Origin of the sequence: Nocardia sp. NPDC050718, assembly GCF_040654235.1 — a bacterium.
GTDB lineage: Bacteria > Actinomycetota > Actinomycetes > Mycobacteriales > Mycobacteriaceae > Nocardia.
This window is the reverse complement of sequence record NZ_JBFAHQ010000001.1, coordinates 97739-120132: the sequence shown is the minus strand read 5'-3', so window position 1 is coordinate 120132 and position 22394 is coordinate 97739. Positions and strand designations below refer to the sequence as shown.

Below are 22394 nucleotides of genomic sequence, written 5' to 3'. Positions count from 1 at the left end.
AATTCGTCAGCGGCGGACGAGGCGGAGGAGGGCTTCGCGCAGGGGTGGGGACGGGGTGGTGGTGGCCAGTTCCTGGAGGGCGGTTTCGGCGATGGCGGCGACCAGGAGGGTGGCGATGGGGGTGGGGTCGTCCCAGCCCATGGCGGTGAGGTCGGCGGTGACGAGGGCGGCGGCGGTGGCGTTGCGGGTGGCGACCTCGGGGGCCAGGCCGGCGTCGGTGCGGGCCTGGACGAGCAGGCCCTTGGTGGCCGGGTCGGCCAGGCAGCCGTCGAGATAGGCGGTGATGCCCGCGGTGAGGCGGGGCTCGCCGGGTGGGAGGTCGGCGATGGTGGTGGTGACCAGGTCGTCGAGGTGGTCGTGGAAGGCGCGGTGCAGGGCGACGAAGTAGGCCTCGCGGCTGGGCCAGTGCTGATAGAAACTGCCCTTGGCCATGTTCGCCCTGGCGGCGATCGCGTTGACCGACAGTTTGGTCAGGTCCTCGGTGGACAGCAGGCTGCGGCCCGCCGCCAGCAGCGCGCGGCGTCCCGGCTCGGCCGATCTCATGATTCCACTCCAGCACAGGCGGTCAGGAAGTCCCGCACCGTGTCGAGGAAGAGGACGGGCGCCTCGGCGAACGGTTCGTGCCGGGTGGCGAGCACCGATACCGCGGCGTGCGGCAGGGCGACGGCGACGCCGCGGCGGTTCAGCAGCCACGGATTCGTCGGATCGTTGCGCCCCCACACCACCTGCACCGGTACCCCGGCCAGCAGTGGCCCTGTCGAGGGCAGATCGAAGCGCGGATCGTCGAAACTGCGCCAGAGACTGCGATATACGGCCAGCCGCACCGGATCTCCGGGCACGGCCACCGCCCGATCGAAGATGGCCCGCACCCCGCCGCGATCGAGCGGACCCAGATACATCCGCGCGTTCGGCACGACATATCGGCCCGCCACCGCGCGGCTCGCGACGAGATGGAAGTAGCCCCTGGTGAGGAAGTTCAGCGGGGCGAACCCGGCCGGTTGCACGAGTACGAGCCCGCGTACGAGGTCCGGCGCGCGCTCGGCCAGCCGCACCGCGGCGTATCCGCCGACGCTGTTGCCGATCACCGTGAGCGCGCCGAAGCCGTGCGCGGACAGTGCCGCGGCGACCAGCACGCTCACCTCGGCCAGCGCGTCGATGGTGATCCGCTCCGGGTCCCGCACCGTTGACGCGCCCGAGCCGGGCCAGTCGACGGCCGCGATCGCCCAGTCGGGTGCCAGCGCGGGCACGATCTCGTCGAAGTCGCGGTGATCGCCCGGATTCGCGTGCAGCAGGAGCAATCCCGGCGCCGCCCCGGGCGACCGGCCGCGCAGATGCACCGCGATGTCGCCGAACGGAGTGGGAACGGTCAGTGTCTCGGCAGGCCCCATGGACCGACGGTAGCTATGACCGACCGGTCGGTCAAGGCTTCGGACGGCCGCGATCGCCGTTCGCCATGCGGCGGGGAATCAGCCCTTGCGTGCGATCAGCAGATGATGCGGAATCGGCGGGTTCGGCAGCGTCCGCTGCTCGACCGTCAGGCCGGCGCCGGACAGCGCCGCGACCACCTCGGCGACGGGCCGCAGGGTGAATCCATAAGGCGTGAACGGCATCTTGGCCATCGCGTCGGGATCGCCGATGCCGACCACCGCCGCGCCGCCCGGTCGCAGGACACGGGCCAGCTCGGCACAGGCGGCGGGCAGATCGTCGAGGAAGTAGAGGGTATTGACGGTGATCGCGGCGTCCAGGCTCGCGTCGGGCAGCGGCAGCGCGGCGAGGGTGCCCTCGGCGAGGACGAGCCTGGGGTCCGCGGCGGAGCGGGCGCGGGCGAGCATGTCCGCCGAGGGTTCGATGCCGTGCACCACACCGTCGGGGCCGACCCGGTCGAGCAGCAGCGTCAGCCCGACACCGCCGCCGAAGCCGATATCGGCGACCGTGGCGCCCCGGTCCGCGCCCGTCGCGGCGACCGCCTCGGCGATGGCGCGCCGGTTTCCCCGATTGAGAACGAAAGCGACGCCCTTGCCGAGCATTCCGTGCGGATTACCGAGCTGATCGGCGATGGTCGTGAGCAGACGATCCTTGACCCCGGGCATGCGGCTCATCGTAGGCGTGAGTGCTGACACCTTCCGCGCGCTCGTTCGAGCCACCGCGGGACCCCGACCGTGTTCCGCTCGATCCGGCGCCCACGGCGGCGCTGCTCCATGGCACGGCATCGAGGTCGTCCGGATCGGGTTGACCACCGCCGACGGCCCTGGTGAGGCGAAGATCACACTGCCCTGAGCGGGCGGTATCCGGGGGTGTTCGTCGGCTGATTTCGGGGTGTTCGGCGCCCGGTTCGCAACCGGTCATTTGTCCAAATTACGGCCTCGTGACAGGTGCTACCGCTCGATTGCTAGGTGCCGATCTTGTTTGCAGCCCTGTAAACAAACTTGGAGTCTCTTTTAATGCGATTCGCGTCAGGCAATCGAAATTCTGTTGCCGTATCCGCAGGTGATCGGCTATGCGGGCGGGTTTGCATGATCATCGGCAACCACCGGGAATATTCACCAGGTGCGGTGGCATCGGGTGGGTGACTCGTTGTCGAAGGTTTGCCGCAGGTGAATTCTCAGTGTGCGTTGGGGTCGCTGTGAGGTGGCGCCGGAAGTTAGCTGAGACTGTGAAAATCGGTGCCTTCACAGATGTTTGCTGGTTCGCAATCAGTACGCCCGACCTGCGCGTTGGGGGTTGCATGGGCATAACGATTGTGTACAGTTGACGGTAACGCTGGCCGCAGCTCGAGCCCGACTCGCTGCGGCCAGCGGAACTCAAATGGGGGAGTTCGACACCATCTCGTAACCTCGCGTAGCTGCCGATTGTCCGGCGCCGTTTCGGCGGGGTGTGCTCAGAGTTGCCTGCCGTTCAAATGCACGTGCAGATGCGAGTTCAGGCCCGGTCCAGCGACTTTGCGGTCGGCGTCAGCCAGCGGTCGGCGGGTTCGGGCAGGGCGGCGGGCGTCGCGGCCGCGGCGTCTTGCTCGTCGGCCACCCGGCGCCCGATCCCGAACACGTAGAACAGGAATGCCGCCTCGGCCGCGAACCCGAAGGCGATCCGCACCGGCGCGGGCAGCGGACTCGGAGTCACGAAGCCCTCCAGCAGACCGCACACCAGCAGCACCGCCACCAGGCCGAGCGCGACCGTCGCGGTCACCTTGCCCTGCCTGGCCATCGCGGCCGCGCGGCTGCGGCGGCCGGGGTCGACCAGCGTCCAGCCCAGCTTCAACCCGACGCCACCGGCGATGAACAGCGCCGTCAGCTCCAGCGTGCCGTGCGGGAGGATGAAGCCGAAGAACGATTCGAGCCGGCCCGCGTCGGACATCAATCCACCGGTTATCCCCAGATTCAGCGCGTTCATGAACAGGGCGTACACAGCGGGCAGGATCAGCACGCCGGTGAACAACGCGATCGCCGACACCAGCGAGTTGTGGGTCCACACCTGGGCGGCGAAGGCGTCGTTGGGGTGCTCGGTGTAGTAGGTCTCGAACGTTCCCCCAGGTCCGGTGACGATATCGAGGTCGCCCTCGGGTATCCCCAGGGCCTTGCGGGCCGCCGCGGAGTTGTCCACAAGCACCGCGATCACCCCGGCGACGGCGAGGAAGATCGCGGTCACCCCCACCCACCACGGCCACGCGCGATACACAGCCGCGGGAAAGTGCCGGGTGAAGAACCGGCCGACCTCGCGCCACGGCTGCGACCGGGCCGCCAGCACCCGCCCCCTGGCCCGCGCGAGCAGCGCGCTGAGCCCGGCGATCAGGTCGGGATCGGCCGGCCTGCCCTGGATCTTCGCAAGCTGTTGCGAAGCCGCCCGGTACAACCGGACGAGTTCGTCGGCCTCCGCGCCGGACAGCTTGCGCTGGCGGACCAGCTGATCCAGCCGATGCCACGACCGTTGATGCGCCCAGCTGTAGGCATCGGTGTCCATATCGGGAATGCTAGCCACATGGCGGAATTCACCACCGGCGAAGCGGTCGCGCTCGAGCTCCCGATCGCGCGCATCCCCAGCCGTGCGGGCGCCTTTCTGCTCGACCTGGTCATCCAGCTCACGCTCGCGTTCGTGCTCGCCTACGGCGGGGTGATGGTGCTGATCGCGGCCGACGCCGACTCGGCCTGGTACGACGTCACCTTCGTGGTCACCCTGGTGACGGTGCTGATGGTCTACCCGGTGTGCAGCGAGACGATCTCGCGCGGGCGCTCCATCGGCAAGCTGGCCTTCGGCCTGCGCGTGGTGCGCGCCGACGCCGGGCCGATCGACTTCCGGCACGCGCTGACCCGCGGGCTGGCCGGGGCGATTGTGGATTTCTGGATGCTCGGCGCGTTCGGCGCGGTCGCGGTGATCTGCTCACTGTGCTCGCGCGACGCCAGGCGGGTGGGCGACGTGCTCGCGGGAACGGTGGTTGTGCACACCCGCCAGAACCTGCCGATGCCCGCGCTCGCCGTCGCCCCGCCGTGGTTGAGCGGCTGGGCGGCGCAACTCGACCCGAGCGGCCTGTCCGACGAGCTGGCCGGTGCGGTCCGCCAGTATCTGACCAGGTTGCGCACGCTCACCCCGGCCGCGCAGCACCACCTGGGCACCCAGCTGGTGACGGCGGTCTGCGCCGCCGTGCGGCGCCCGGTGCCGACGGGATACCCGCCGTACCACGTCCTCGGCGCGGTTCTGGCTCGGCGACAGCAGGTTTCGCGCGGCTGAGCCGTGCCCTGTGCACAACGTGTTGGTCGATCGGTGGATGGGCTGTGAGTACCGGTGGACAACTCGGTTGTCCACAACTCACAGGGAGCCGGACTGCTTCAGCTCCAGGTACTCGTCGGCGAGCGCTTCCGCCAGCTGATCGGGCGCGGCGGCGACCACCGCGACCCCGCGCCTGCGCAGCGATTCCTGCACGAGCGCCCGCTCGGCCAGCACGGTTTCGGCGGCCGCCGCGGTGTAGACGGCGTCCGCTGTGGAGCGATCACGGGCGGCGGCGGCGATCTCCGGGTCGGTGACCGAGACGATCAGGACCCGGTGCCGCTTGGTGAGGGTGGGCAACGCGGGCAGCAGGTGCTCGGTGACCGTCGGACCGTCCAGGCTGGTGAACCACACGATGAGCGCCCGCCTGCGGACCCGGGCGATCACCGTCCGCACCAGGCCGGTGGTGTCGGTATCCACAAGCCGCGGTGTCACTCCGGCGAGGGTGTGCATAAGTTTCAGCGGCAGCTGATGCCCGCCGGCGCCGGTCACCTCGGCCCGCACCGTCCGGTCGTAGGCGAGCAGGTCGACGGTGTCGCCCGCGGCCGCGGCCAGCCCACCGAGCAGCAGCGCGGCCTCGATCGAGGAATCCAGGCGCGTGCCGTCGCCGACGCGGCCGGCGCTGGCCCGGCCGGTGTCGAGCACCATCAGCACGTGCCGATTGCGTTCGGGCCGCCAGGTGCGCACGAGGACGTCGGCGGCGCGGGCGGTGGCGCGCCAGTCGATGCTGCGCACATCGTCGCCGGCCACGTACTCGCGGAAGGAATCGAACTCGGTGCCCTGCCCGCGGGTGTTCGCGACATTGCGGCCCTCGAGATGGTGCAGCCGCTTCACCTTCGACCGCAGCAGCCGCTCGCTGCGGAACGGCGGCAGCGCGCGCACCCTGGCCGGCACCTCGACGCGCGACTGCCTGCCCGCCAGCCCGAGCGGACCGAGCAGCCGCACCGTGACGGGACCGGCCACCCGATCACCGCGATAGGTGGGGGTGAGCCCGGTACGCAACCGGATGCGGGTGCGCGGCGCGAGGTCGAGCCGGTGGGTGCGGTACTCGGCCCGCGCGCTGTCGGGCCAGGCGTCCCACAGCATCCCGCGCACGGTGGCGGTGCCGGTATTGGTGACGACGAGTTCCACCTCGGTGGCCCGGCCGAGCCGCACCACCGTCAGCGGATCGCGGGTGAGGGTGAGCGTGTCGGCCCGCGCGGTGAGGGCGATGTCGAACACGGCGAGCGCGAGCAGCGCCGCGCTCGCGCCGACCACGCCGACCCACGACGGGATCAGGAACATCACCAGCGCGCCCGCGATCGCCGCGAGCAGCGCGAACCGGCCTGTGACGACCACGCCGCTATACCGGAACCGGCACCGAGACCAGCAACGACGAGAGCACGCCCTCGGTGCTCACCCCGTCCAGCTCGGCCTCGGGCCGCAACTGCAGCCGGTGCCGCAGCACCGCGACCGCCACGGTCTTCACGTCGTCGGGCGTCACGTAGCCGCGTCCGTTCAGCCAGGCCAGTGCCCGCGCGGCCGCCAGCAGCGCGGTCGCGCCACGGGTGGAGGCGCCGTGCGCGACGGCGGGTGAGCTGCGCGTGGCGCGGCACAGGTCGACGATGTAGGCCAGCACCTCGGGACTCACCGTCACCTGCGCGATCGCGGCGCGCGCGGCGGCGATGTGCTCGGGACCGGCCACCGGACGCAGCCCGGCGGCGCCGAGATCACGCGGATCGAAGCCGCTCGCGTGCCGCTGCAGGATGCGGAACTCGTCGTCGCGGTCGGGCAGCCGGATGTCGACCTTGAACAGGAACCGGTCGAGCTGGGCCTCGGGCAGCGGGTAGGTGCCCTCCTGCTCGATCGGGTTCTGGGTCGCGACGACGACGAAAGGATCCGGCAGCGGGCGCGGCCTGCCGTCCACCGAGACCTGGCGCTCCTCCATCGATTCCAGCAGCGAGGACTGGGTCTTCGGCGGGGTGCGGTTGATCTCGTCGGCCAGCAGCAGGTTGGTGAACACCGGGCCCTGCCGGAAGGTGAACTCGGCCGAATGCGGGTCGTAGATCTGCGAACCGGTGACATCGCCCGGCATCAGATCGGGCGTGAACTGCACCCGGGCGTGGTCGAGCGCCAGCGAGGTCGCCAGCGCCCGCACCAGCAGCGTCTTCGCCACGCCCGGCACGCCTTCCAGCAGCACGTGGCCACGGCACAGCAGCGCGAGCACCAGGTACAGCACGGCCTGGTCGTTGCCGACCACGGCCTTGCCGATCTCGGTGCGCAGGGCGGCCAGCGCCGCACCGGCCTCGGCCGCGCTCGGCGATTTCTGCAGAACAGTGTTGTCGGTCATCCGAGCTCCGTCTCGATCCATTCGAGGTGTGCGGCAACGTAATACAGGGTTGTCTCGTCCGGTACCGGGCCGAACAGGACGGTGCCGATCTGCTGGGCGGGCGCGCCGAGGCGGGCCGCTGTGGCGCCGACGAGTTGGTCGTCGGTCAGGTCGCGGGCGCCGAGGCGGGGGCGGATCCGGCGCAGCGTCGCCGTGCGCAGGGTGCCGGCCACGTGCTCGACGTCGCCGGAGCGACGGTACAGGCCTGCCTGGCCCGCGAGCAGTTCGTTCGCGGCGACCTCGACCGGGCGCGGTTCGCCGACGAGCGCGCCGCGCCTGCGTCCGCGCCACCACAGCAGCACGCCGAAGGCGATCAGCAACTGCAAGCCGCCGAAGGCCAGCCAGGCGGGCAGGCTGGTGAAGATCGAGTCCTTGCCCGCGCCGAAATCGGGGTCGTAGTCCGGATCATCGGGCGGATCGGGTGGTTCCGGCAGGTCGGGGATCTCGGGTGGCGGCGGCGCGTCGGGCGCGCCGCACGATTGCAGCGTCGCGTACAGCAGCAGGCCCAGCGCCAGCACGGCGGCGACCGTCGCCCAGAACTTGGGACTGCGCAGCAGCGCGGGCAGCGGCGGCAGCTGCCTGCGGCGCTTGGGCGCGCGCTCGACGACCTCGAGTTCGACCGGTTCGGCGACCGGCGGGGGCGCGGACTGGGAGTACCGGTCGGCGTATTCGAGCCTGCGGTACTCGTCCTCGGTGGCGGCGCGGCCGCCGTAGACGACCTCGTCGAAACTGCGCGCCGCCGGGTGCAATTCGGTGGACTGTTCCAGCGGGAGCGCGGTGGTCGCGTCGTCGGCGGTCTCCTGCGCGGTGCGCGAGCGGCGGACCGGCAGGGTGCCGCCCTGTTCGAGGGCGCGCAGGACGGCGCGGAAGCGTTCCCGCAGCGCGCTGTCGTAGTCACGGCGATGCGCGGCCTGCTCGGCGGCGGCGCGATGCTCGGCGGCGGCACCGAGACGTGGCGGTGCCGGAGCGCCGTGTGGTGGCACCGGGGACCGCTCCGGCGGCGGGGCGCCGTGGTCGGGAAAGGGATTGCCGGTCACCGGGTCTCACCCGGAATCCGGATGTCCATGCCCTCGCGCGCGCACCGCCGGTCGATGTAGCAGACGGCCCGGCTGGTCGCCTCGACGATCTCGCCGACCGTCACCACCAGCAGCAGACCGCCGACCAGCAGCGTGATGAATGCCCAGCGATGCGTGCCGGAGAAGTCGGACAGATAGAACGGCACACCGAACGCGGGCACCGCGAGGACGGCGAAGATGACCCGCTGGGTGAGCCACAGGCCCGCCACCGTCCAATCGGCGCCCTGCACCAGCTCCTTCGACCGGGCGACCGCCGCGCCGAATCCGGCGTGCTCGCCGACGATCACCGGCTCGGTGACGAACCGCCGCGCCCGCACGTGCGACAACCAGAGCAGGGCCAGCGGATAGGTGATGATCAGCAGACTGCCGACGAGCAGCACACCGATGCCGGTGAGCGAGAACATGATCTGCGCGAGCACCAGCGGACCGGCACGTCGCGCGGCCGCCCGCGCCCCGGCGAGCGCGCCGTAGCGCACCCCGCCGAAATCGGCGAGCGCGATCGCGACCGTCGCGCCGCGCAGCACCAGGCGCGACAGCCAGATGAACGCCGCCGAACCGAGGATCGCGGCCCACGCCGTGCCCGCGTCGGAGCCGTCGGTCAGATGCGAGACCAGGCCGGTCACCCCGAGCACGCCGAGCACGGCCAGCACGAGCACGCTCCCGCCGAGCGCCGCCAGCGCCCGGATATGGGCCTGGATCAGGGCGAACGGCTCGTCGAGCAGTTCGCGGAAACGCAGGGGCCGGATCGGTACCGTCGGCGGAGAGGGCGGCGTCGGCGCGGACGCCGGTGCCGGATCGATTCCCGCCCCGACGGCGCCGACCGCTTCGACGGCGGGACGCACGTCGGCGAGTCTAGCTGGGTTGTTGGAGCGCTGGCGCGCTCGAGTCGCGGCCGCGCTGGGTTGTTGGAGCGCTGGCGCGCTCGAGTCGCGGCCCCTCCTGTCCCGCCGATCAGGCACCGTGGCTTGCTCCTGCGTCGCCTACGCCACGGCGCCTGATCGGCGGGACGGCCGCGACGGCCGACTTCGTCGGCCTGCCCCTCCTCGAGGTCGGGGCGTGCGGGGCTGGGAAGGCGGACAGTTGTTGTTCGGCCGACTCAGTGCAACTCGGTCGACTGGGCGGTCGCGGTCGTCGGGTCCGGGGTGTGCGGTGAGAGCTTGGGGACGGCCAGGTGGGTGGGGGTCAATCTGCCCCGGAGGGTGACGGTGTCGCCCAGGTTCCAGTGGGCGGTCTCGGAGTCGGCGGCGCCGGCGAGGGTGGTGGCCGAGCTGAGGAGGCGTTCGTCGTAGTTCTTGGACAGCTCGCACAGGCGGGCCGCCTCGTTGACGGCGTCGCCGATGACGGTGAACTCGTAGCGGTTGTGGGTGCCGACATTGCCCGCGACGACCCGGCCGGCGGCGACGCCGATGCCCGCGTCGAGGTCGGAGGCGTCGCGGAGCCTGCGCTGGATGGCGCGGCCGCAGGACAGGGCCGAGCCGGCCAGGTCGGGGAGGGGAGCGGGGGTGCCGAAGACGGCGAGGGCGGCGTCGCCCTCGAACTTGTTGAGGAGGCCGCCGTGCCGTTCGACCTCGTCGACGACGATGTCGAAGAAGCGGTTGAGGATGCCGACGATCTCGGGGGCGGGCCGGGTGGCGGCCATGGTCGTCGAGCCGATGATGTCGATGAACAGGGCGGCGGCCTCGGTCTCGGTACCGCCGAGCACCGGCTGGGAGGCGATCGCGGCCATCGCGACATCGTGGCCGACGTGCTTGCCGAACAGGTCCTCGATCAGCGCGCGCTCGCGCAGGCCGTGCACCATCCGGTTGAAACCGCTCTGCAGGTCACCGAGTTCGGTGCCGTCGTAGAGGGTGACCTCGGTGTCGAGATCGCCGTCCTCCACCCGGCGCAGCGCCTGACGCACTCCCTTGATCGGGGCGACCGTCGCCGCGACGACCTGGGCCATCAGCAGCATCCCGAACAGCAGCGCCGAACCGCCGAGACTGAGCACGCAGACCGCCAGCCTGGCCTTGCTCACCGCGGGATCGGCCAGCGCCCACACCGCGACGATCATCGACAGCGCCACCGGGATACCGACGCCGACCAGCCACGACAGCATGGTCCGGCCGAACACGCCGATGCCGCGGCGGCGGTGCGGGTCGGCCTGGAGCACCCGAGCGGTCACCGGCCGCAGCGCGAATTCCACGATCAGATAGCTGTTGGCGCACACCACGATGCCCGCCGCGCCGATGGACAGCACCACCTTGGGGATCAGCGCCGGATCGACCACGCCGTAGACGATCGTCAGCGTGACCAGTGCCAGCGTCCACAGCACCGCCTGCTGCAACACCATCCAGCGCGGCGCCGAGACCGCGACGCGCTGCTCGGGTGGGGTCGGTACGTGGTCGGGGTCGGTGGCCCAGCGCATGGTGCGCAGGCCGGCGAGGGTGCCCCACACGGTGCCCACCGCCAGCGCGACGACGGCGCACAGCGGCGTGAAGACGGCGTTGATCAGCAGCAGTTGTCTGGTGAAGACGGTCGGGCCGGGCAGCACGAAGCCGGCGAGCACCACGATCATCGCGATGCCGATCAGGTTGGCCACGAGCAACGGCACGGTCAGCAGCAGTTGCACGCGGACCCGCCGGATGGACGACTTCTCCTCGACCGGACCGAGCAGCGGTGAGCCCCACGGCGCCGCGCGCTTCGGTCCGTTGCTGTGGATCACTCACGCACTGTAAACCGAGTATCGAGAGTCGCGACAATGTGTAGCCCAGGTCACTGGCCGATGGTGTCGGCTATATGACCAGTCAGTGGTCTGTTTTCCGCCGCGATACGGCATCGTGTGTGTCCCGCGCCCGCCGATTTCATTTCGGAGTACATATGTCCACTGAAAATGTGTACTCAGCGCTCGAGCAGCCGGTCGACGACGGCGCGGTAGCGGGCGGGATCGACCTGCGGCAGGCCGAGCAGGGCGCGCAGGTAGACCCCGTCGCCGACCAGGCGGATGGTGTCGGCGCGGACGGGGTCGTCCACCTCGTCGTCCAGGCCGTCCGACCAGGCCGTCATCACGCCGTCGAGGGCGGTCTGCACCTCGTCGGGCTCGCTGCCCGCCGAGGCGTCGATGGTGCGCATGGTCGCCAGCAGTGAGCGGTACAGCGCGAGTTCGACGGCGTCGGCCTGGGTGGTGGGGTCGGGTGTCTGCAGGTACCACTCGGCGACCGGGGTGCCGCCCGCCTGCATCTCCGCGAGCTGGGTGTGGGCGCGTTCACCGAGTCGTTCGACCAGGCCGACGAGTAGAGCGTCCTTGCTTCGGAAGTGATAGAGCAGCCCGCCCTTGGACACGCCCGCCGCGGCGGCGACGTTGTCGAGGGTCATCTGGGCCGCGCCGCGTTCGAGCAGCAGGGTCTCCAGGGCGTCGAGGATGCGGTCGCGGGTGCCGGGGCTCACGGCAATCACTGTACCGTCTGGACGGTTTTTCTGTTACTGTACCGTCTGGACGGTTTACCAACTCAGAAAGTCGAGAAACCGATGAACACCCCCGTCACCACCGCCTCGGCTCCGCCGCGTGCCACCGCGCGCGAGTGGGCCGGCCTCGGTGTGCTGGCTCTCGCCCTGCTGCTGCTCGCCGTGGACGCCACCGTGCTCGACCTGGCCGTGCCCGCGATCAGCGCCGACCTGGCACCGAGCACACCGCAGCTGCTCTGGATCATCGACGTCTACTCCTTCGTGCTCGCCGGCCTGCTGGTCGTGATGGGCAACCTCGGCGACCGGATCGGCAGGCGCAGGCTGCTGCTGATCGGCGCCGTCGGCTTCGGCATCGCCTCGGCGCTGGCCGCCTGGGCGGTCTCGCCCGAGATGCTCATCGCGGCCCGCGTGCTGCAGGGTGTCGCCGGTGCCACGCTGATGCCCGCCACGCTGGGCCTGATCCGCTCGATGTTCCAGGACGCGCGGCAGCGCACTCTGGCGATCGGCGTGTGGAGCGCGATGGCGGGCGGTGGCGCCGCGGCCGGTCCGCTGGTCGGCGGCTGGCTGCTCGAGCACTTCTGGTGGGGCTCGGTGTTCCTGGTGAACCTGCCGGTCATGCTGCTGTTGCTGGTGCTCGCGCCGGTGCTCATCCCCGAATCGCGGGACCCGAATCCGGGCCGGTTCGACGCGCTCAGCGCGGTGCTGTCGATGCTGGCGCTGGTCCCGGTGGTCTACGCGGTGAAGGAGACCGCCGCGCACGGCCCGACGGTGGGCCCGCTGCTGGTCGGCCTGGCCGGTGTGGTCGCGGGTGTGCTGTTCGTGCGCAGGCAGCGTCGCCTGGCCGACCCGATGCTGGACCTGCGGCTGTTCGCGCTGCCCCGGTTCCGGGTCGCGGTGTTCACCAACCTGCTCGCGGTGTTCGCGCTGGCCGGTGTGCTGTTCTTCGGCTCGCAGTACCTGCAGCTGGTGCTCGGGCGCTCGCCGCTGGAGGCGGGTCTGCTGATGCTGCCCGGACTCGCGGCCAGCGTGTTCGGCTCACTGGCCGCGGCATGGCTGGTGCGGCGCTGGCGCGCCGCGGTCGTGCTGGCCGGTGCGCTGGTGACGACGGCGGTCGGCACGACGGCCTTCCTGCTGGTCGACGTGGCCAGCGGCGCCGAGGCGTTCGTGCTCGGTTTCGTCGGCATCGGCCTCGGTGTCGGTGTGGCCATGACGGTGGCCGCCGACCTGGTCGTCGGCTCGGCGCCGAAGGAGCGCGCCGGTGCCGCGGCGGCGATCTCGGAGACCGCCTACGAGACCGGTCTCGCGCTCGGCGTCGCCCTGCTCGGCAGCACCGTGATGGCGATCTTCCGCCGTGGCCTCGACCTGTCACTGCTGCCGGACGACGCGGTGGCGACGGCGTCCGGTTCGCTCAGCGGCGCGGTCGAGGTCGCCCGTGAGCTCCCGGCGACGGTGGCGCAGGAGTTCCTGTCCTCCGCGCACCAGGCGTTCGTCAGCGGTATCCACCTGACGGTGCTCGGCATCGTCGCGGTGCTGCTGTTCGCCGCCTACAGCGCGGTACGCACGAGGAACACCCGCGCGTGAGTACGCCGTGGGGTCGGTGTCGATCCGGCCCCACGGCGGCTTGCTTTCGCCGGATCGCCTCGGCCGCGTCGTCGATGGCGGCGGGGTCGGTCGGACGGCCGCGAAGGCCCTGCCGAGTGAGTCGGCGCCGACTTCGGCGAGCCCCTCGTCGCCGACCCGTGGATCAGCGGGCGGGCGGCAGCTGACGCTGACCGCCGCCGGGGAGCTCGTTGGCGTTGCCGCCGGGGAGCTCGCCGTAGCCGTCGGCGGTCGGCAGGGTGTTGCCCTGACCTGCGGGCAGCGCGGTGTAGTTCGGCGCGGCCTGGTACTGGCGCGGGTCCGGGTGGTACCTGGTCGACGGTGCGTCGACAACGGTCGAGGCGATCTGCTGGGCGTACGGGTTGTACTGCGGCGCACCCTGTTGCGGGTAGCCCGCGGGCAGGTAGCCCTGCGCGGGCTGACCCGGCAGCTGGTAGCCGGGCGGCACCATCATCTGCTGCTGCGCCTGCGAGTCCTGGGTGTCGACGGTGACCTTGCGGCTGCGGCGCAGCGTGAAGGTGACCTCCTCGACCTCCTCGAACGCCTGCCGCGCGGTGCGCAGCGGGTGCGTGGCCGAGTCGATCGCGTTGGCGACGAACGAGGGCACCAGCGGGCGGATCCAGCGGGCGGCGGTGTCGGTGAACGGCACGGTGCCGATGATCGGCAGCTCGAGTCCGCCGCCCCCGGTCGGCGCCTGCGCGGGCGCGGCGGCGACCACCGGCTGGGCGGGGACCAGCGCACCGGCCTGCGGCGCGCCCGCGGGCAGTGCGTTGGGCAGGTACCCGGCGGGCAGCTGCTGCTGGGAGACGTTCGGCTCCAGAGCCACGGAGTCGTCCTTTCGATGCGGCTCGGTGATCCCGAGCTCGAAACCGCCGATGGCGGCGATGATCCTGGTGCGCTGACGTTCCCGATCGATGACGGTGTCGGCCTCGATCGCCAGGCGCGCCGAGGTGAGTTCGTGGTCGGCGCGCAGGGCGGCCGCCTCGGTGCGCACCTCGGCCCGCTTCACCGCGATCGCGGCGTCGGCCTCGCGCTGGGCCCGGTCGGCGACCTCTTCGGCATCGACCCGGCGGTCCAGCGAGGTCTCCCCCCGCCACCAGCGCAGCAGCAGGGGAAGCAGGGCGAGCAGGACACCGGCCAGCAGGATGAGCACGCGCAGCGCGCCGGCCCCGGCGTGGTCGGTGGTGTAGCCGTTCATGGCCAGCCAGCGGGCGCCGAGCCCACGGTCGGCCTCGGCGAACGCGGTGGCGCGGGCGGCGGCCAGCTCGGCGGACTCGGTGCGGACCCGCTGGTCGAGCTGGTCGGTGCGGGCCTGCGCGGCGGCGAGTTGTTTCCGGGAGTCGTCGAGCATGTCGTTGGCGGTCTGGGCCTCGGGCCCGCGGCCGGGGACGCCGGTGATCCTGGTCTGCGGGCACTCCGGCGTCGGGTTGTACTCGCACCGGGCGATGACCAGCGCGCGGTCGATATCGGCCTGTGCTTTGGCGATGCTCACGTCCAGCGCGGCGCGATCGGCGCTCGCCCGGTCGAATTCGGTCCGCGCGGCGACGACGACCGGCGCGTTCTCGGCGCTCGCCTGCGCCCGCACGTCCAGTTCCCGGTCCACGGTGCCGCCCAGCAGCACGGTCGAGGCCAGCTCGGCGACGAGCACGCCGGCCAGCACGCCGACGCCGATCCGCGCGGCGGTGCCGACCCGGTCGGCGGCGCCGGGCCGGGTGGTGGCCAGCGCGCGCCCGAGCGCGGCGGCTGCCACGGCGACGACCAGCGCGAGCGCGACGACGGCGAACGCGCCGATCCCGTCGGCGGCGGCGAGGGCGGCGGCGGTGACGATGCCCGCGACCGCGGCGAACAACAGCACGGCGGCACCGGTGACGACGTAGCCGCCCTGTTCATGGTTGTAGGCCAGGTCGGAGCCCGTTTCGGAATCCCGGCGCCGGGGCGAGGCGAGGCCTCCGCCGAGCCAGGTGAGTGTGCCGGTCATTGGGTTCTCCCGGGTCGTGCGCTCCACTGGGCATGGCGAAACTGTCATGGATTCGTTGTGTCAGCGTGACAGGCAGCGACCCGACACACCGAGTGTCGAGGACCCCCTTGTGGTCAGCCTCACAGTAGTAGGGCCCCGGCATCGTCGCGAGCCGGCGGTGTAGGTCACATGCCCAGGCCACTTCGGCGTGTCGACCCCGGCGATCCGTACCTACCGGTTGGTAGAGGCCCCTTTGTGGCGAACGCCACTGTTCCAGAATTAGCCAGCAGTGTGCTGTGTCGCACAATCGTGATACAGACCGTACGGTCGGATGGCTGCGAGGCCACGTCGGAGCCGCTGTCGGAAATATCTCACCGGTTCTGTCCCGGTTAGCGGAGCGCGCAGGTTTGACCTGCGCATTGTCTGGGAATTCTGCTGCGGTGCAGGTGAGTTCAGCTTTCGGCCCGGCGCCAACAAGTGTTTCGGACCTGCTCCGCCACGGTGTTCGCGCAGGTCGGCGCGGGTTGTTCGGGATCGATCCGGCCCCCGCTCTGCTTTACACTGGACGACGCGCGCGACGAAGCATGCCGCCGTTACAAACCCCAGCTAGACAGGTTTCTTAGCACGACCTTAGTTGGTTGGGTCTGCGGTCTGACTTATCGTTTGCTCTTACGCCGAACGCACCCCTGTTCGGCACAACCACCTGTTTCGGGGTCCGGTGAAACCGGGCCAAGACTAGCGGGTGAACCCCGCACGGAGGTAAGGGATGTGTAAGCGTTCCGTTACCTCTGAGCACCCACTACGTCAACGAAGCGGGTGGACAACTGGAGACGTGACTGCACGCCGCAAACCATCATCGCCGCTGGTTTCGGATCGTACGGACGCAGTCTTGACGGAGGCGAAACGACGAAGGGCCCAACTCAACGGGCGGCCGATTCATCGACAGCCGACTTTCTTGAAGGCAGAGGCATGACGCAACTTCCTGGCCACAGGTCACCCGGTGTCACCGGGCTCTACGATCCGGCATTCGAGCACGACGCCTGCGGCGTCGCGTTCGTCGCCGACATGCACGGACGACGCAGTCGAGACATCGTCGACAAGGCCATCACGGCCCTGCTGAACCTGGAGCACCGCGGTGCCGCCGGTGCCGAGCCGAACTCCGGCGACGGCGCGGGCATCCTGATCCAGCTTCCGGACAAGTTCTTCCGCGCGGTCGTCGACTTCGAGTTGCCTCCGGTCGGCTCCTACGCCTCCGGTATCGCCTTCCTGCCGCAGTCCCGCCGCGAGGCATCGCGTGCCGCCTACGGTGTCGAGAAGATCGTCGTCGAAGAGGGCCTCGCGGTCCTCGGCTGGCGCGAGGTGCCGATCGAGGAGTCCTCGCTCGGCGCGCTGGCCCGCGACGCGATGCCGACCTTCCGGCAGCTGTTCATCGGCTCGCCCAAGAACTCGGCCGAGCAGCTCTCCGGCCTGGATCTGGAGCGTCGCGCCTACGTGATCCGCAAGCGGATCGAGCACGAGCTCGGCAAGTCCGGCTCCGGCGAGGGCTCCGTCGGCAAGGAATCGGTGTACTTCCCGAGCCTGTCCGGCGAGACCTTCATCTACAAGGGCATGTTCACCACGCCGCAGCTGCGCGCGTTCTACCTGGACCTGCAGGACGAGCGCGTCGAGTCGGCCATCGGCATCGTGCACTCGCGCTTCTCCACCAACACCTTCCCCTCGTGGCCGCTGGCGCACCCGTTCCGCCGGGTCGCCCACAACGGTGAGATCAACACCGTCACCGGTAACGAGAACTGGATGCGCGCGCGTGAGGCGCTGCTGCGTTCGGACGTGTTCGGCAAGGACGAGGCGGGCAAGAACCGCCTGCAGAAGATCTTCCCCGTCTGTACGCCGGGTGCGAGTGACACCGCGCGCTTCGACGAGGTGCTGGAACTGCTGCACCTCGGTGGCCGTGACTTGCACCACGCGATCCTGATGATGATTCCCGAGGCCTGGGAACGCAACGAGAACATGGACCCGCAGCGGCGGGCGTTCTACGAGTACCACTCCATGCTGATGGAGCCCTGGGACGGCCCGGCCGCCGTCTGCTTCTCCGACGGCAAGAAGATCGGCGCCGTGCTCGACCGCAACGGCCTGCGCCCCGGTCGCATCTGGGTGACCGAGGACGGCCTGGTCGTGCTCGCCTCCGAGGTCGGCGTCCTCGACATCGACCCCTCCACCGTGGTCCAGAAGATCCGCCTGCAGCCGGGCAAGATGTTCCTGGTCGACACCGAGGCCGGCCGCATCGTCACCGACGACGAGCTCAAGTCCGAGCTGGCCGCCGCGCAGCCGTACCAGGAGTGGCTCGACGCAGGCGTGAGCCGCCTGGCCGACCTGCCCGACCGCCCGCACGTGCACATGTCGCACGACCGCGTGCTGATCCGTCAGCAGATCTTCGGGTACACCACCGAGGACCTGAACCTGCTGATCACGCCGATGGCCAAGACCGGCGGCGAGGCACTGGGCTCGATGGGTACCGACACCCCGATCGCGGTGCTGTCGAACCGGTCGCGCCTGCTGTTCGACTACTTCTCCCAGCTGTTCGCGCAGGTCACCAACCCGCCGCTGGACGCCATCCGGGAGAAGGTCGTCACCAGCCTCAAGCGCAACATCGGCCCCGAGGCCGACCTGCTGCACCCCGGCCCCGAGTCGTGCAAGCAGATCGCGCTCGAGCAGCCGATCCTCGACAACGACGAGTTGTCCAAGCTGGTCCACATCAACGACGACGGCAGCCACGCCGAGCTGCGCTCGGTGGTCGTGCGCGGCCTGTACCCGGTCGCCGAGGGCGGCGAGGGCATGCGCAAGGCGCTGGCCGCGATCAACACCCAGGTGTCGGCGGCCATCGACGGCGGCGCGCGGATCATCGTGCTGTCCGACCGCGAGTCCAACGAGAAGCTGGCGCCGATCCCGTCGCTGCTGCTCACTTCCTCGGTGCACCACCACCTGGTGCGCGAGCGCACCCGCACCATGGTCGGCCTGGTCGTCGAGGCCGGTGACGCCCGCGAGGTGCACCACATGGCGATGCTGGTCGGCTTCGGCGCGGCCGCGATCAACCCGTACATGGCCTTCGAGACCATCGAGGACATGCTCGAGCGCGGCTCGCTGCAGATCCCGGGCTCGACCGGTGACCTGGCCGCCGACTACCGCAAGGCCGTCGCGAACTACTGCACCGCGGCCAGCAACGGCGTGCTCAAGGTGATGTCCAAGATGGGCATCTCCACCCTCGCCTCCTACAACGGCGCCCAGCTGTACCAGGTCATCGGCCTGGCGCAGGACCTGGTCGACGAGTACTTCACCGGCCTGCGCTCGCCGCTGGGCGGTATCGGCCTGGACGAGATCGCCGAAGAGGTGGCCATCCGCCACCGCACCGCGTTCCTGGAGAACCGCAACGAGCGCGCGCACCGCGAGCTCGAGGTCGGCGGCGAGTACCAGTGGCGGCGTGAGGGCGAGTACCACCTGTTCAACCCGGACACGGTGTTCAAGCTGCAGCACGCGACCCGCAGCGGTCAGTACTCGATCTTCAAGGAGTACACCAAGCTGGTCGACGATCAGTCCGAGCGACTGGCCGCGCTGCGTGGCCTGTTCAAGTTCAAGACCGGTCAGCGCGAGTCCATCTCGATCGACGAGGTCGAGTCGGCCGCCGAGATCGTCAAGCGGTTCTCGACCGGCGCGATGAGCTACGGCTCCATCTCGGCCGAGTCGCACGAGACCCTGGCGATCGCGATGAACCGCCTGGGCGCCCGCTCGAACTCCGGTGAGGGCGGCGAGAGCCCGGCTCGCTTCGAGGTCGAGGAGAACGGCGACTGGCGTCGTTCGGCGATCAAGCAGGTCGCGTCGGGTCGCTTCGGCGTCACCGCGCACTACCTGACCAACGCCACCGACATCCAGATCAAGATGGCCCAGGGCGCCAAGCCGGGCGAGGGCGGCCAGCTGCCCGCGCACAAGGTGTACCCGTGGGTCGCCGAGGTGCGGCACTCCACGCCGGGTGTCGGCCTGATCTCCCCGCCGCCGCACCACGACATCTACTCGATCGAGGACCTGGCGCAGCTGATCCACGACCTGAAGAACGCGAACCCGCAGGCGCGGATTCACGTGAAACTCGTCGCGGAGCCGGGTGTCGGCACCGTCGCCACCGGTGTGTCCAAGGCGCACGCCGACGTCGTGCTCATCTCGGGCCACGACGGCGGCACCGGCGCCTCGCCGCTGACCTCGCTCAAGCACGCGGGTGGCCCCTGGGAGCTCGGCCTGGCCGAGACCCAGCAGACCCTGCTGCTCAACGGCCTGCGCGACCGCATCGTGGTCCAGGTCGACGGTCAGATGAAGACCGGCCGCGACGTGATGATCGCCGCCCTGCTCGGCGCCGAGGAGTTCGGTTTCGCGACCGCTCCGCTGGTCGTCTCGGGCTGCATCATGATGCGCGTGTGCCACCTCGACACCTGCCCGGTCGGCATCGCGACCCAGAACCCGGTGCTGCGCGAGCGCTTCTCCGGCAAGCCGGAGTTCGTCGAGAACTTCATGCTGTTCATCGCCGAGGAGGTGCGTGAGCTGCTCGCCGAGCTGGGCTTCCGCACGCTCGACGAGGCCATCGGCCGGGTCGACCTGCTCGACACCAGCAAGGCCAAGGCGCACTTCAAGGCCGCCAAGCTGGACCTGTCGCCGATTCTGGACATGCCGGAGACGGCGTTCATGAACCAGAACACCCGCTGCACCGGCACCCAGGACCATGGTCTGGACAAGGCGCTGGACAACGAGCTGATCGCGCAGAGCGCCGACGCGCTCGAGCGTGGCCAGGCGGTCAAGATCGAAACCAAGATCACCAACGTGAACCGCACGGTCGGCACCATGCTCGGCCACGAGGTGACCAAGCTCTACGGTGGCGCGGGCCTGCCCGACAACACCATCGACATCACCTTCAACGGTTCGGCGGGCAACAGCTTCGGCGCGTTCGTCCCGGCCGGCATCACGCTGCGCGTGCAGGGTGACGCCAACGACTACGTCGGCAAGGGTCTGTCCGGTGGTCACATCGTGGTCCGCCCGTCGCTCACCGCGCCGGAGGGCTTCGTCGCCGAGAACAACATCATCGCGGGCAACGTGATCATGTTCGGCGCGACCAGCGGCCGGATCCTGATCAACGGTGTGGCGGGCGAGCGGTTCGCCGTCCGTAACTCCGGCGCCACCGCGGTCGTCGAGGGTGTGGGCGACCACGCGCTCGAGTACATGACCGGTGGCCGCGTGGTGATCCTCGGTGGCACCGGCCGCAACCTCGGCGCCGGTATGTCCGGTGGTGTCGCGTTCGTCTACGACCCGGAGGGCACGCTGCCCGCGCGCGTGAGCCCGGATCAGGCGGAGGCGATCGAGCAGCTCTCCGGTGACGACTTCACCTGGCTGCGCGACATCATCACCACTCACCGCGACGAAACGGGTTCGGCTGTGGCCGAACGCATCCTGAGCGATTGGTCCCAGCAGGTGAACCACTTCGTGAAGGTCATGCCCCGCGAATACAAGAAGGTTTTGCTCGCCATCTCCGAAGCTGAGAAGAGCGGCAAGGACGTGGACGAAGCGATCATGGAGGCCGCTCGTGGCTGATCCTCAGGGATTTTTGAAGCACACCTCTCGGGAACTCCCGACCCGCCGACCGGTCGAGCTGCGACTGCTCGACTGGAAAGAGGTCTACGAGGACAAGTTCTCGCACGACTCCCTGCAGAAGCAGGCCAGCCGCTGCATGGACTGTGGTATCCCGTTCTGTCACAACGGCTGTCCGCTGGGGAACCTGATCCCCGAGTGGAACGACCTGGTGTACAAGGGTGCCTGGCGCGAGGGCATCGACCGCCTGCACGCCACCAACAACTTCCCGGAGTTCACCGGCCGCCTGTGCCCGGCTCCGTGTGAGGCGTCCTGCGTGCTCGGCATCAACCAACAGCCGGTCACCATCAAGCAGGTCGAGGTCGAGCTCATCGAGAACGCCTTCGACGAGGGCTGGGTCACCCCGGTGTACCCGACCCGCCTGACCGGCAAGAAGATCGCCGTCGTCGGTTCGGGCCCGGCCGGCCTGGCCGCCGCCCAGCAGCTCACCCGGGCCGGTCACACCGTGACCGTGTTCGAGCGCGACGATCGCATCGGCGGCCTGATGCGCTATGGCATCCCGGAATTCAAGATGGAGAAGTCGGTCATCGACCGCCGCCTGGCGCAGATGGAGGCCGAAGGCACCATCTTCAAGGCGGGCGTCAACGTGGGTGTGGACATCACCGCCGAGCAGCTGCGTGAGCAGTTCGACGCGATCGTCCTCGCCGGTGGCGCGACCATCGCCCGCGACCTGCCGATCCCGGGCCGCGAGCTCGACGGCATCCACCAGGCGATGGAGTTCCTGCCGCTGGCCAACCGCGTCCAGCTCGGCGACGACATCACCGACGAGAACGGCCTGCCGCCCATCCACGCGAAGGGCAAGAAGGTCGTCATCATCGGTGGTGGCGACACCGGCGCCGACTGCCTGGGCACCTCGCACCGCCACGGTGCCGAGTCGGTCCACCAGTTCGAGATCATGCCGCGTCCGCCGGAGGAGCGCGCCGGTTCCACCCCGTGGCCGACCTACCCGCTCATGTACCGGGTGTCCTCGGCGCACGAGGAGGGCGGCGAGCGCGTGTTCTCCGTGAACACCGAGCGTTTCGTCGGCAAGGACGGCAAGGTCACCGGGCTCGAGGCGCACGAGGTCAAGATGGCCAACGGCCGGTTCGAGAAGGTCGAAGGCACCGACTTCACCCTCGAGGCCGACCTGGTGCTGCTGGCCATGGGCTTCGTCGGCCCGCAGAAGCCGGGCCTGCTGACCGACCTGGGCGTCGGTTACGACGGCCGTGGCAACGTGCAGCGGGACAAGAACTGGGCCACCAACATCCCCGGCGTCTTCGTCGCCGGCGATATGGGCCGTGGCCAGTCGCTCATCGTGTGGGCGATCGCCGAGGGCCGCGCCGCGGCCTCGGCGGTGGACAAGTTCCTGGAAGGCGAGACCGCGCTGCCCGCGCCGATCCCGCCGACGGCTGTCGCCCAGCGCTGACGCACGAACCACCAAGGCGCCCGCGGACTTCCGAGTCCGCGGGCGCCTTGCTGTATCGGGGAAGATCGCGTCCACGACTCGAGATTTCGTAGTAGACCATGTAAGTTGATCACA

General features: G+C 70.1%; 15 protein-coding genes. 4 read left to right on the top strand and 11 right to left on the bottom strand.

Going from position 1 to position 22394, the window contains the following annotated elements:
* Positions 1-6: 6 nt before the first annotated feature.
* The 4 genes from AB0H54_RS00565 to AB0H54_RS00550 all read right to left on the bottom strand — a co-directional run bounded on the left by AB0H54_RS00565 (position 7) and on the right by AB0H54_RS00550 (position 3954).
* Positions 7-543 carry a TetR/AcrR family transcriptional regulator gene (locus AB0H54_RS00565; protein ID WP_357341837.1) on the bottom strand — a complete coding sequence of 179 codons (537 nt, stop codon included), beginning with the start codon at positions 541-543 and terminating at the stop codon, positions 7-9.
* A complete protein-coding gene (locus AB0H54_RS00560) occupies positions 540-1388 on the bottom strand; it encodes an alpha/beta fold hydrolase (RefSeq protein ID WP_357341835.1) in 849 nt (282 codons plus the stop codon). The genes AB0H54_RS00565 and AB0H54_RS00560 overlap by 4 nt, the downstream gene beginning before the upstream one ends.
* Before the next feature lie 78 nt (positions 1389-1466).
* Positions 1467-2090, bottom strand: coding sequence for a methyltransferase domain-containing protein (locus AB0H54_RS00555; RefSeq protein ID WP_357341834.1), 624 nt, complete (start codon positions 2088-2090; stop codon positions 1467-1469).
* A gap of 829 nt (positions 2091-2919) precedes the next feature.
* Positions 2920-3954, bottom strand: coding sequence for a stage II sporulation protein M (locus tag AB0H54_RS00550; RefSeq protein ID WP_357341833.1), 1035 nt, complete (start codon positions 3952-3954; stop codon positions 2920-2922).
* An 18-nt stretch (positions 3955-3972) separates the two neighbouring features.
* Here AB0H54_RS00550 and AB0H54_RS00545 point away from each other — a divergent pair, with 18 nt between their 5' ends.
* On the top strand, positions 3973-4719 hold the full coding sequence (locus tag AB0H54_RS00545) for an RDD family protein (RefSeq protein WP_357341832.1): 747 nt from the start codon (positions 3973-3975) through the stop codon (positions 4717-4719).
* Positions 4720-4797: 78 nt separating this feature from the next.
* Here the strand turns inward: AB0H54_RS00545 and AB0H54_RS00540 are convergent, their stop codons facing one another.
* From AB0H54_RS00540 to AB0H54_RS00515, 6 genes are all read right to left on the bottom strand, one after another.
* Entirely contained in the window at positions 4798-6093 is a 1296-nt protein-coding gene (locus AB0H54_RS00540) for a DUF58 domain-containing protein (RefSeq protein WP_357341831.1), read from the bottom strand.
* A gap of 4 nt (positions 6094-6097) precedes the next feature.
* A complete protein-coding gene (locus AB0H54_RS00535) occupies positions 6098-7084 on the bottom strand; it encodes a MoxR family ATPase (protein WP_357341830.1) in 987 nt (328 codons plus the stop codon).
* Positions 7081-8160, bottom strand: coding sequence for a DUF4129 domain-containing protein (locus AB0H54_RS00530; RefSeq protein ID WP_357341829.1), 1080 nt, complete (start codon positions 8158-8160; stop codon positions 7081-7083). Before AB0H54_RS00530 ends, AB0H54_RS00535 begins: the two co-directional genes overlap by 4 nt.
* The gene (locus tag AB0H54_RS00525) at positions 8157-9041 is read right to left on the bottom strand and encodes a hypothetical protein (RefSeq protein ID WP_357341828.1); all 885 of its coding nucleotides are present in this window, start codon (positions 9039-9041) and stop codon (positions 8157-8159) included. The genes AB0H54_RS00530 and AB0H54_RS00525 overlap by 4 nt, the downstream gene beginning before the upstream one ends.
* A gap of 254 nt (positions 9042-9295) precedes the next feature.
* Positions 9296-10900, bottom strand: coding sequence for an adenylate/guanylate cyclase domain-containing protein (locus AB0H54_RS00520; protein ID WP_357341827.1), 1605 nt, complete (start codon positions 10898-10900; stop codon positions 9296-9298).
* Positions 10901-11076: 176 nt separating this feature from the next.
* Complete coding sequence (locus AB0H54_RS00515; protein ID WP_357341826.1) at positions 11077-11622, bottom strand: TetR/AcrR family transcriptional regulator; 546 nt, start codon at positions 11620-11622, stop codon at positions 11077-11079.
* An 81-nt stretch (positions 11623-11703) separates the two neighbouring features.
* Between AB0H54_RS00515 and AB0H54_RS00510 the strand changes: the two genes are divergently transcribed.
* Positions 11704-13221: an MFS transporter gene (locus tag AB0H54_RS00510; protein ID WP_357341825.1), complete on the top strand. Its 1518-nt coding sequence runs from the start codon at positions 11704-11706 to the stop codon at positions 13219-13221.
* A gap of 163 nt (positions 13222-13384) precedes the next feature.
* Here AB0H54_RS00510 and AB0H54_RS00505 read toward each other — a convergent pair whose 3' ends face one another.
* Positions 13385-15217 (bottom strand): DUF4407 domain-containing protein, encoded by a 1833-nt coding sequence (locus tag AB0H54_RS00505; protein ID WP_357341823.1) that lies wholly within the window; start codon positions 15215-15217, stop codon positions 13385-13387.
* A gap of 948 nt (positions 15218-16165) precedes the next feature.
* On the opposite strand from AB0H54_RS00505, the gene gltB reads away from it, so the two are divergent.
* Both gltB and AB0H54_RS00495 read left to right on the top strand, forming a co-directional pair.
* The gene (gene gltB / locus AB0H54_RS00500) at positions 16166-20818 is read left to right on the top strand and encodes a glutamate synthase large subunit (protein ID WP_357341821.1); all 4653 of its coding nucleotides are present in this window, start codon (positions 16166-16168) and stop codon (positions 20816-20818) included.
* A complete protein-coding gene (locus tag AB0H54_RS00495; protein WP_355283809.1) occupies positions 20811-22280 on the top strand; it encodes a glutamate synthase subunit beta in 1470 nt (489 codons plus the stop codon). The genes gltB and AB0H54_RS00495 overlap by 8 nt, the downstream gene beginning before the upstream one ends.
* The last annotated feature ends 114 nt before the right edge of the window (positions 22281-22394 follow it).

Bases quoted from the DNA above. Each gene is read 5' to 3' on its own strand.
- AB0H54_RS00565 (WP_357341837.1), bottom strand. From the start codon at position 543: ATGAGATCGGCCGAGCCGGGACGCCGCGCGCTGCTGGCGGCGGGCCGC.
- AB0H54_RS00560 (WP_357341835.1), bottom strand. From the start codon at position 1,388: ATGGGGCCTGCCGAGACACTGACCGTTCCCACTCCGTTCGGCGACATC.
- AB0H54_RS00555 (WP_357341834.1), bottom strand. From the start codon at position 2,090: ATGCCCGGGGTCAAGGATCGTCTGCTCACGACCATCGCCGATCAGCTC.
- AB0H54_RS00550 (WP_357341833.1), bottom strand. From the start codon at position 3,954: ATGGACACCGATGCCTACAGCTGGGCGCATCAACGGTCGTGGCATCGG.
- AB0H54_RS00545 (WP_357341832.1), top strand. From the start codon at position 3,973: ATGGCGGAATTCACCACCGGCGAAGCGGTCGCGCTCGAGCTCCCGATC.
- AB0H54_RS00535 (WP_357341830.1), bottom strand. From the start codon at position 7,084: ATGACCGACAACACTGTTCTGCAGAAATCGCCGAGCGCGGCCGAGGCC.
- AB0H54_RS00510 (WP_357341825.1), top strand. From the start codon at position 11,704: ATGAACACCCCCGTCACCACCGCCTCGGCTCCGCCGCGTGCCACCGCG.
- AB0H54_RS00505 (WP_357341823.1), bottom strand. From the start codon at position 15,217: ATGACCGGCACACTCACCTGGCTCGGCGGAGGCCTCGCCTCGCCCCGG.
- gltB (WP_357341821.1), top strand. From the start codon at position 16,166: ATGACGCAACTTCCTGGCCACAGGTCACCCGGTGTCACCGGGCTCTAC.